Origin of the sequence: Psychrobacter sp. TB55-MNA-CIBAN-0194, assembly GCF_040309505.1 — a bacterium.
Classification (GTDB): Bacteria; Pseudomonadota; Gammaproteobacteria; order Pseudomonadales; family Moraxellaceae; genus Psychrobacter; species Psychrobacter fozii.
Window position 1 is genome coordinate 1 of record NZ_JBEOOW010000692.1, and the last position, 242, is coordinate 242.

A 242-nucleotide genomic window follows, 5' to 3' on the forward strand; every position below is an offset into this window, starting at 1 on the left:
GCGGTATGCTTAATGCGGTACAAGCTAGAGAATTAAAACTAGGGCGTGCAGCACGCGAAAACGAATTTGAAGCCATTGTTTGGGGACACCTGCAGCGGGCTAAAGAATTTACAGCTCAGCAAATGCTAGCCGCCCGCAGTGCCTTTGATCAAGGCGGGCAAGCTTTTGACGTGTTTTTTAACGACTACGACTTTATTTTGACGCCAGTGACCACAGCGCCACCACCAAAAATTGGTGAACTT

At 48.3% G+C, this 242-nt stretch carries 1 protein-coding gene; it reads left to right on the forward strand.

Going from position 1 to position 242, the window contains the following annotated elements; all coding sequences use genetic code 11:
• Window positions 1-242: hypothetical protein (locus tag AAEY75_RS16755; RefSeq protein WP_352260289.1), on the forward strand; the 242-nt coding region annotated here is incomplete at both ends.